Annotated in this window: 10 protein-coding genes and 1 pseudogene; 1 reads left to right on the top strand and 10 read right to left on the bottom strand. The window is 41.9% G+C overall.

Features of this window, described 5'->3' with window-relative positions; translation table 11 throughout:
- Positions 1 to 36 precede the first annotated feature (36 nt).
- The 10 genes and pseudogenes from AALA56_RS06410 to AALA56_RS06365 form a co-directional block, all read right to left on the bottom strand.
- Positions 37 to 936 (bottom strand): annotated as a pseudogene (locus AALA56_RS06410) (AAA family ATPase); the annotation flags it as partial.
- A complete protein-coding gene (pezT, locus tag AALA56_RS06405) occupies positions 933 to 1,709 on the bottom strand; it encodes a type II toxin-antitoxin system toxin PezT (RefSeq protein WP_369909280.1) in 777 nt (258 codons plus the stop codon). The gene pezT and the pseudogene AALA56_RS06410, both read right to left, overlap by 4 nt.
- The gene (gene pezA, locus AALA56_RS06400; RefSeq protein WP_369909279.1) at positions 1,709 to 2,185 is read right to left on the bottom strand and encodes a type II toxin-antitoxin system antitoxin PezA; all 477 of its coding nucleotides are present in this window, start codon (positions 2,183 to 2,185) and stop codon (positions 1,709 to 1,711) included. Before pezA ends, pezT begins: the two co-directional genes overlap by 1 nt.
- Positions 2,186 to 2,466: 281 nt before the next feature.
- Entirely contained in the window at positions 2,467 to 3,357 is an 891-nt protein-coding gene (locus AALA56_RS06395; RefSeq protein WP_369909278.1) for a Fic family protein, read from the bottom strand.
- Between the two features lie 265 nt (positions 3,358 to 3,622).
- On the bottom strand, positions 3,623 to 3,823 hold the full coding sequence (locus AALA56_RS06390; RefSeq protein ID WP_369909277.1) for a transcriptional regulator: 201 nt from the start codon (positions 3,821 to 3,823) through the stop codon (positions 3,623 to 3,625).
- 55 nt (positions 3,824 to 3,878) lie between these two features.
- Positions 3,879 to 4,211: a GHKL domain-containing protein gene (locus AALA56_RS06385; RefSeq protein WP_369909276.1), complete on the bottom strand. Its 333-nt coding sequence runs from the start codon at positions 4,209 to 4,211 to the stop codon at positions 3,879 to 3,881.
- Positions 4,212 to 4,442: 231 nt separating this feature from the next.
- On the bottom strand, positions 4,443 to 4,772 hold the full coding sequence (locus AALA56_RS06380) for a role in replication (RefSeq protein WP_369909275.1): 330 nt from the start codon (positions 4,770 to 4,772) through the stop codon (positions 4,443 to 4,445).
- Positions 4,773 to 4,794: 22 nt separating this feature from the next.
- Positions 4,795 to 5,088: a bacteriocin immunity protein gene (locus tag AALA56_RS06375; protein ID WP_369909274.1), complete on the bottom strand. Its 294-nt coding sequence runs from the start codon at positions 5,086 to 5,088 to the stop codon at positions 4,795 to 4,797.
- 154 nt (positions 5,089 to 5,242) lie between these two features.
- On the bottom strand, positions 5,243 to 5,644 hold the full coding sequence (locus tag AALA56_RS06370; protein WP_369909273.1) for a hypothetical protein: 402 nt from the start codon (positions 5,642 to 5,644) through the stop codon (positions 5,243 to 5,245).
- Positions 5,645 to 5,729: 85 nt separating this feature from the next.
- Complete coding sequence (locus tag AALA56_RS06365; RefSeq protein WP_369909272.1) at positions 5,730 to 9,557, bottom strand: pullulanase; 3,828 nt, start codon at positions 9,555 to 9,557, stop codon at positions 5,730 to 5,732.
- A 280-nt stretch (positions 9,558 to 9,837) separates the two neighbouring features.
- Here AALA56_RS06365 and AALA56_RS06360 point away from each other — a divergent pair, with 280 nt between their 5' ends.
- Positions 9,838 to 9,975, top strand: a complete 138-nt coding sequence (locus AALA56_RS06360) for a methanol dehydrogenase (protein ID WP_369909271.1) — start codon at positions 9,838 to 9,840, stop codon at positions 9,973 to 9,975.
- Positions 9,976 to 9,978: the final 3 nt, after the last annotated feature.

Below are 9,978 nucleotides of genomic sequence, written 5' to 3'. Positions count from 1 at the left end.
TTGTTTTACCTAACTCAAGTTAGGCAACAACTGAAGCCGATTCATCTCATGACTAAAGTCAAGAGTGTTCTCGGCTGTTTTATAAAAGATTGATCTTAGTCCATCGCCTAAGTTCGAAACTGTAAATGCTTCTTCAGTCGTAGTTGGTGAAAATTTCAAAGCAATCTGTCTAAGTGCTGTTGCCATTTCAGAAGAATTAATAGTTAACTCAGCCCGAGAAAAACGTTTATCTTCATGATATAGTTCCCATGATTTCTGAATTTCTTGATTGATTTGGGTTAATGCTCCATTGTCAGATAAAAAAGTATTATTCAACTCATCAATTTTATCTGTAATTTCCCTTATCTCATCTTCGGTCCAATTTACACTATTTACCAGTCTGCTTAACATACTACCAGAAGCATTTCCCAACTCTTTCTCAGGAGTTCTTGAAGCTGGTACATAAAGCACCCTAATTTTATCCAAATCCTTTCTAGAGGCGCGATGTTTATCTTCATCTCTAATGATATCCTCATCAGATGAAATATAATAGATTTGAGTATCAACACTTCCTTCGACTGTTCCATCATCCTCCCAAGAAGATTCCAATCTGATTCGTAGAAAAGGTTTTGTATCATCTTGATAAACTGTAAAGTGTTCAAAAAATAATGGAATGGCTGGACCATAAGTCCCACCAAGTTCATCAAATTCAAAAATAGTTTCTATAAAAAGATTCCTAGTATTCTCCCCAGGTCTTGATCCCTTTGGTAGATGAAAATCACTTTGATGAATTATTCTATCACTTTGTTTATCTGAAAACAGCTTACTTAATGCCTGTAGTACTGTTGTTTTTCCAGAGCTATTATTCCCAATAAGTACAGTTTGATCGTTAATATTAACTGCTTGACTTTCACCAAAAGATCTAAAATTTTTAATAATGACTTTTGTTAACTTCATGCCTTCTCCTCGTTTCCTAAAACTAGAGCCTTCAACCGTTCCTTACCCGCCAGTAACATGTCCTCCTCAATTCTACTCCATTTCCCAAAGAGACATTCTTGTAAGACAGCCGCAGCTGAACCTTCGTCTGTTTCAGAATCATAGACACAGCTCCTATCTCTTTGGTAAATTTGAATCTGCTCAAAGCACTTCTCGTTTTCCAACGCTCTGACATTCTCAACCAAATGATTAACAATGTAATCATGATGTTTCTTAGGCGTTGCTCTAGCTTGATTTGGATCTTTAGCATAGAGTTCCTCATAACGTATTAAAGTACTGAGATAGGACAACTCTGGCTTTGTCGCAATGAGTGCTAGTGATACTTGATAGCCCCTTGATTTCAACAATTGAGCTGTTTGTCGTGGGACATCTGCTGTTCTTAATGTCCCTTCGATTAATAAATGGTATCCTAACTGACTTAATGCATCAACTAGTGCTTCCACCATTTTCCCAGCAAATCTTTTTGTATAGTCGACACTATCTTTGCCGTATTTTTCCTGCAATTCTAGGTAATGAGGATGCTGGGAGCGATAGCTATCGCCATCAATAATAATGATATTCCCTCGATATTCCTTTTGTTTAATGCGATGAATCGTTGTTTTTCCAGCACCGCTTTGACCACCAAGTAAGATAGTTTGTGGTTGCTCCGAAACAGTCTTCCCACGAGTTAAGGTACGAATATTTCTCTTTAAAGCCTGCTGAAAGTCAGGGCTACTAAATTCTTCAAGTTTCATTACGCTACCACCTGATGACGAGTCATCATCAACATACGTTCAATGCCATCTAAATAGCCATCATAGCGCTCCAATTCCTCAAAAGTATCTGCGAGATAAATCTGAGTATTGATGATATCTGCTAAATCGTCACTCATCAAAATCCAAGGATTTGTCTCGTCATCAAAAGCGATGCCATGTTTATCCTGGTAGCGATAAAGTTCTGAAAGAAGAGCAGCGCCACGTTCTTTAAGCACTTCCATTTTGAGGGTCAGCTGGTAATCTTCTACAGGTGTTAACATTTTATCTTCTCCTACGATATCAACATATGACACATTAAACTTTTGACAAATACGATCAATCAACTCTGTCGAAACTGAGCTAGTTCCATTTTCGTAGCGGCTCAAGCTATTGCGTGAAATACCTACGATTCTAGCAAATTCTGGTTGTGTTAAATCATGTGTTTTTCGTAAAGATTTTATGTTGTCTCCAATCATAGAATACCTCCTCCATTTTCTTTTATTATACCATAAAAAGCAAAAACACACCAAATTTGGTACGTTTAGACCTTTATTTTTTAGCAAAATAAAATATTAGCTTATTCATCGTCTTAATAGAGATATTTCATGTAAAGAAGTCGTATCCCCAAAAATGTTGCTTTTACACTATATAAGATATGACTTTGTAGTATAAAGACAACATTGAGATATGTGTTTTTTGTCTGCAAAGGCATATAAACAATTGGACTGTACAGTGAGCAATACTGGATAGTTTTGTCTCAATCAAGAATAGACAAATAATCATCTAAGCGTTCATTCACATATTTGGCAAATAAGTTTACCATCGGAGCCAACTGACCTTTGGAATGAAAGTCATCAAATGCCTTATAGTAAGATAAACGGTCAGTGAATTTAATATCTATTGGTGGATAACCAGCTTTCATTAGTTCTAAATTCACTAATAATCGTCCTGTTCTTCCATTGCCATCAATGAATGGGTGAATACTCTCAAATTCAATATGGAACTTTGCTAGTTTGGTAATGATATCCTCTGTATTCTCGTGATACTCTATGAGTAGTTGTTCCATTTTGGGTCTAATCATGTATGGCTGAGCTGGTTCATTAGAAGCGCCCATGATACGAACTGGAACATTTCGATAGATACCTCTATCATCCTTTTTGTCAGATAATACGAGGTAATGAATATCCTTTATTATTTTTTCTGTCAAAGGGAAATTTTCAGAGACTAAGGTTTGCACATATTGGAATGCTTCCTTGTGACCAATGGCTTCTAAATGGTCTTTTAAGGGTTTCTGATCAATGGTTAATCCTCTCAACACCATATCAGTCTCTCTTAAAGTCAGGGTATTACCTTCAATGGCGTTCGAATTATAGGTGAACTCTACTAAAAACTGCTCATTAAGACGTTCAACCTCACCTTCAGTCATCGGCCTTCTTTTAGATAGCTCTGTTTTCTTTTCCTCTATGTTTTTTAACAGGTTAGAACCTTTTTTTAATCTTCCATCAGCTGGTTTCTTTGTACCAGCAGGTATTTTCCAAAGCTTACCATCTTGAAACGCCCCATCAATTTTGCCTTGAGAACAAAGGGTACGAATGCGCCTTTCAGATATTCCCCACTTAATAGCAGCTTCTTTTACTGTCATAAACATTATAGTCTACCTCATTTCCGCTTATTATTATATCATTTGCGGAACGATACGTCTATTTGCGGAACGACATAACCTGATTTGCGGAACAATAGAACTGCTTATTGATCATTGAAAATGGTTATCTGTAGATACTTGCAAATATTTCAAACATCTCTGACCAAGTATACGGCAGAGAATCAAGATATTGTTAGTGAAAATGAATTCTTCTAGTTTTGAGGTAGCTTCTAGATTGTTGACAAGGGAACAACCAAATAAATTTCAACCTTTAGTACCGTCTAAAGAACTCTGCATAGTCAACACCTAGAACCGCAACCATTCTGTCTACCCAACGTTCTTGTGGTAGAAAGTGCTCTCTTTTGTAATGATACAGTTTGCGATACAAGCGCCAAAATTCGCTTGGGTAATGGTATTCTCCTACAAACATCTGCCTAACGAGCTCCGCAAAGGTCATCTCTCGCTCAGCCAACAACAGTGTAAGGCAGAATTAATTAGTAAGTGGCAATCATAAAAAAGCAAATAGCTTAATGCATTTGCTTTTTCACTGCTACTATCTGCGTCACCCTGTACTGGTCACTAGTCGCTTCGACACTTAGCTGAGGATACTTGTCCTTGAAGCGTTTAATCGTCACTAGACCAATACCGTGCTCGCCAGCTTTCTTACTGGTATAGCCATTGCCGCTGAGGTAGGCTATGGGTGTTCTCTCCTCCTTGGTGCTATCGCTAATGACAATAGTATAGTCATCTTTGTCTTCATGGATATTCAGCATTATCTGCGGATGTTCCGCCTTGAGAGCTGCTTCCACAGCATTGTCTATCAAGATTGAAATGAGTCTGATAACATCGAGTAAAGCCATGTTGTCAGGCTTATCATGAGTCACTCTCCTTTTTCACATCTCCATTTTGCTTGCTGTAAAAGAAATAAGAATAAACGACGACAAATATAAGGAACACTGCGTTATGAAATACAAAATACGCCAAAGACACAACAATCACAAACCAAGCGTATCGGTTTGACTGTCTTTTTCGTATCATGTCATAGAGCATATCGAATATATTGACACACATAAGTGCAACGAGTACGCTGTTCATAGATTGCCTCCTTCTTCTATAAATCTATAGTGTTTGTGAAAGGTCTTAGCTGATATAACTCTGTGATTAGTGACATCGAGGTAATCTCCTGAGTAGCCTAGGACATACATGCCATAGCCTGCAAAGCCTCCGCCTGCTGTTCCTGTAGCTCCTATTTTGAGATTTGTCGTGACGGATGGGCGTAGCCCTGCCATTAGGATACGGACATGCTCATCCATCCAGCAGATAAGATGTTGCTGAAAGGCTCGCTTCACCCAGTCGGGCTGAGGTGTGGTTCTCCCAATCTCCCAAAGCTCCGCCACTTTTCCTTTGTAGATGGCTTTCATTGTCTCTCCTTGATGTGTGCTTTTATAGCCACATGCCTATACTGGCTAGACCGATACCTACTCCTTTGTCTTTGAACTCATGGCTGGTTATCAGTTTATAAAGCGGTTTCACATCATTTGATAGCTCTTGCTTGATGGCTAATGGACGAAGCGTTTCTTCTAAATCGGCTACCACACGAGATAGATAGGCGTTTGGTTTGGTCAATTCTGCCTTTGCCTGCTGTAGGATTTCCCTCTCTTTTTCAGACAAGCTTGAGGACAAGCAAGTGTCGATAAGGTTCAGTAATTGTTCTTCTTTCTTTTGATTAGCGCTCATGTTCATTCTCCTTTTTCATTAGTGCATTTGTAAGCACCTATAGTAGTATAGCACAAGACAAGGTGAATGGATATACTATTTCCTAAAAGGTAGCAAATACGTCCTAAAAGGTCAAAAAACTAAAAACGACCTCTTGAAAAGAGGTCATAGGGTGTTAGCCTTGGCTTTTTTTGATGAGATAACAGCCCCAAAGGAGTCCAGCTGTCAGCAAAAAGCAAATCGCTGCGCAGATAAAAGCGATAACTTGCTGATAGGTTTGAGAGGCGAGCAAGGCACGTGCGACACAAGCGCTGCCTAAAAGCGCTAGGGCAATGCTATAACTCACCTGCGTCAGCATGAGGTTGGGCGTTGCTTGTTCTCGCTCTTCCTCCTGCTTAATCTCCCGTGCAAAGTACCAGTTGCAAAAGGCTGCGCTTACCGCCAGAAGAACAACGAGTGCCTGCACAGCAAGCGTGCTGTCAGCCAAGCCTCCGCACAACAGTAGGACAAATAAAGCAAGAACAGGCAACTGCCCTGTCACAAAGCGCAATAATCTCAAAGTGTGTAGTTGTTTCATTGTCACCACCTCCAAAAACGCTTTTATTGAGACGACAGCGTCCTAAAAGGTCAAAAAACTTGCCATTGCTGACAAGTTTTTGTTTTTAGTGCTTGCGAGATTTGCCAAAGCCTAGGAGACTTGTGGCGAGAGCGATCAGGCTAGCTCCTAGGAGGGTGAGGATGTTGCCAGACTTGCTGCCTGTATTTGGTAGGCTGGCTTGCTGTGCTTGTGCATTGCTAGTTGGTGCCTGCTTGTTTTCTAGGACAGGTGTCTCTTTATCTTCTGCTTGTTGGACTTGCGCTGAGTTGCTTGTCGCAAGTAGGGTATGGCTTGGTTTATTAGCTGGCGTACCTAAGTCGCTAGAAGTTTCATTGGTGTCCTTTTCCTCAGTGCTGTCTGATTTTTCCTTTGGCACTTTCAGGATGATAGCGGTTAAGCCATCAATAGTGAGGCTGTCCTCACCAAAGGTGATACCGTGAGGCTGTGCGATAGGTCTTGTACCTGCTGTCCTGCTATCAGCAAGGACTTGAGCGCCAAGCAAATGACGATAAGCCTGTGGCAGGTGTATGGTGCGTTGGTTTTGGTCGGCATTGACAAAGACAGCGTAGATGTCGCCGTTTGAAGCGACACTTTGGTAGCCAATGAGCAGGTCATCTGCTGCCACATCACCAAGCTCTGGGTCTGTAATCAAGCTGACATCACGCTCAACCTCTGCCTTGCTCGCTTTGGTGAAAGCGTCCGTTGAGCGACGCAGAGCAATCAAACCCTTGGTGTAAGCCTGCGTTGTGGTGTTTATCGGGTGCGTGGTTGAGTCTGTCGCACTCTCCCAGTCAAAGTGATTTACTGCGTCAGATGAATCGTAGGAGTCGTGGATAAAGTAAGGGTACTCCTTGACCGCATCGATGAGCGTGGCTTTGTTTGGCACCTTGTCATCGGCTACTTTTGTGATGTAGTTTGGATTGAGCAGTTGCTTTGTCCGTCCGTACTCTTGCCCAGCGTGGATGAAAGGTGTTCCCTGTGAGGTCAAGATGAGGGCATTTCCAAGACGAATGCGCTGATGAATCTCTGCTTCTGCTACTTTAGGGTCTTTATTGATAGACTTAGCGATAACATCGTGAAGAGTGAGGTTGTCATGGGCTGCAATATACTGGATGACGTCCCCTGGGTCATCTGCTGTAAAGTTATTTGGCTGCGCTTTTATGGTGCTAAAGAGCTCTTTGATAGATTTCTTACCACCTGTGATAAAGGCTGGTATGCCTTCGTTTGGATAGCCAGACTTGAGGGTGTTTCTGATGTCATCTGAAAAGACAGCGACCGTATCAGTAGCACTCATCCAGTCTTGGTCGGCAGCTTGAACCTTTTTCCCCTCATCGCCTTGATAAGTGCGCCAGCCTTCGCCTAGCATGAGGATGTTTGGATTGATAGCTTTTGCTTCTGTGAAGGCTTGCTCAATGACAGCTGCGTCATGGTCTCCCATCATGTCAAAGCGGAAGCCATCCACCTTGAACTCGCTGGTCAGATACTTGATAGAGTCCAGCAGGAGACGACGGCTCATGTAGTGGGTTGTCCCCAGACGACCACCACCAAAGCTTTCACGGGCTGTTCCGTCCGCATTCATAAAGTGATAGTAATTTGGCTCAATGTCCTCAAAAAGATAAGTTTTTGCCGTGTGATTGTAGACAACGTCTAAAATAACACCCATGCCACGTTTGTGGATCTCATTGACCAAGTTCTTAAACTCGCTGATACGAAGTTCTGGGTCATTTGGATTTTCAGAGTACATGCCAGACAGTGAGAAATAATGCTGTGGGTCATAGCCCCAGTTGTAGTTATTGTCAGCTGAGGTGTAGTTTTCTGAGCGTGTTTTATCCAGTTCATTGACAAAGAAATAACTCAAAACAGGGAGCAGCTGGATGTGAGTGACGCCAAGCTCTTTGAGGTAGTCCAGCTTTTCGATAAAGGCTGAAAATGTCCCAAAGCTATGATTGAGCATGCCGTCAAGTGCTGGGTCTGACGTGAAATCACGCACGTGTGTCTCGTAGATAACTGCCTGCTCACGCCGAGTGAAATTGTCAATGTGGGCAAAGTCGAGGTCGCTAGGTCCTAGCTTGTCTGGATTTACAAAGGCAGCTTTAGCGGTTTTGATGGTGTCGTTAGTCCTGCTACTATCCCAAGCAGCAAGTGATTTGGCATAAGGGTCTAGCACCAGCACTTTTTCATTGTTGCGTGTGATTTCGTAGAGGTAATAATAGCCTGTGTAGTTAGCAATGCCAAGTGGCGTTTTTCCATCTAGCTGAGCTGTCCAGACGCCTCTATCGCCCTTAGTTAGAGCAGCTTCTCCGATGAGTTTACTTTGGTCGTTTTTATCATAGACGAGAACCTTGACCTGCTCGGCACTCGGTGCCCAAAGGGCTAGGCTGACTTGTGAGCCATCCTCGCTAAGTCTTGCCCCCAGCTCACCATCATAGGCATAGAGTTTATCTTTTAATTCCCACGAATTTCGCACTTGCTGGCTAGAGTCGTTGTAAGTGAGTGTATAGCTAGTCTTATCAGGATGAAAATCGCCTTTGATGAGTAAAATTGGACTGTCCTTTTTGAGCGTAATGTCTGTGATTGTGACTTCTTTGCCATCTTTATCTAACATATGAAACGTTTTCAAAATATCGTCTTTAGTCACGCCATCAAGCGTTGTGAAGGTCGCTTGAATGCTATCAAGGTCTGATTGCTCGGCACCTGTCAAACGCACTTGGTCAATGTAGTAAGGGTTGTTATAAACTTTTGGGTCGGTATCACGCACAAAAATCTGTGTGTGATTGGCAAGGTCCTTAAAGATATAGTCATTTGGCTGAATCTTGACATCGTCACCACTCTTACTCTTATCAAGAATTAAAAAGCCAAGCTCCTTAGCATTCTCGCTAAGAGGGATGTCGATATAGACGCCATAAGCGCCTTTTTTGATAAAGTCTTGTCCGTTTGGCCAATCCGTAGATGGTGTTTTCACGTCCTTAAAGAGCCAAGCCGCCAAGTTATCGTAATTGCCCGTTGAACTATAGTAATTAAGGCGAATGCTGCCTTTTTCAAGTGGCTGATAGGTGTGGATGTGATAGCTATCATCTGCCCAAGCTTCGTTCATCTCAGGCGTTAAAAGCGAGATGTGCTGGTCGCCTGTGAGATTGTCGCCAGCTTTATTGTTAATCAGATAAGATACTTGCTTTTTCTGATTTTGTGACAGTTTGAAGTCGATATAGTAGCCATAATCATCTTTCTTAGCTTGTGCGAGAGGCATGGCGCCGTCAGGCCAATTGGCAGATGGGCTATCCACGTCATCCCAAAGCCAGAGACCCAGACTCTCTAGTGATTGCTGACTTGGCAAGCTCTTAAAGTGAAGTCTGAAATAGCCCTCCTCGATTTTGGGTGTTTCTACAATCGTTTCTTGAATGGGAGTCGCTGTTTCTGTGGTTGTAGTCGTGTTTGTTTGACTTACTACTTCTTGATTGCCTTCTTCTGCGTTTTCTGTTGCTTCTTTATCTTCTGTTTTCGTCTCTACAGTGGAGTTAGAAGGAGCGGGCTGTGTAGCTACTTCTTCTGTCGTAGACGGCGTGGTTGTCTGCTCGGGGTTAGCTTGTAGCGTCTCTGTTTCTGTCGTTTCTGTGCCAACGGTTGCATTGTCCGCTGTCTTTTCTGAAACGGTTTCTGCGCCTTGCGTTTCTGGCGTTGTGCTTGACTGAGAGGTCGCTAGCGTTTCGCTCGCTTGGTTTTTTGAAGCATTCTCACTGGTTGTAAGCTCAGTGGTTTGGTCTTGACTGGTTTCTTCTGCCAAGACTTGCGGGCTGTAGAGCAAGATACTAGCACCTGTCGCTACAGATACCACTCCGATAGTCAGCTTTTTAATAGCATAGCGCTGACATTTGTCTGTCGGTTGACGTTTCATTTCAAAATCCTCCAAAATAGATTAGAAAAACAATTTCCGCTTTTATTCTAGCACTTGGTGCAAGCGTTTGCAATATGTAAATAATTTTCTTATTTTCAGAGGGATTTTTCAAAACCGCATACTATCCTAGTTTAAGATTATACGCTTGAAAGCTTAAAAAGACAATATCATTAGTTTACAGTGTTAAAAAAACTGTGGAAAATCTCATTTATTTTTTATTTTTACGTTGACTTTGCCTCTTTTTAGGACTATGATGGAGTCAGAAAGGAAGGAAAGAACTATGAAAAAACATCTTTTATTACTCGGATTAGGCTTAGGTGTAAGCCTTGGTATCGCATGTATTGCACACAAAGCAGGCTTCTTTGAAAATGACAAACAAGCCTACGATGAATTCGATTCTACATTACAAGACGACTAAGCC

The sequence above is a fragment of the Streptococcus hyointestinalis genome (assembly GCF_041225505.1).
Classification (GTDB): Bacteria; Bacillota; Bacilli; order Lactobacillales; family Streptococcaceae; genus Streptococcus; species Streptococcus hyointestinalis_B.
The sequence above is the reverse complement of the archived record's forward strand: the minus strand, read 5'-3'. Positions and strand labels throughout refer to the sequence as shown.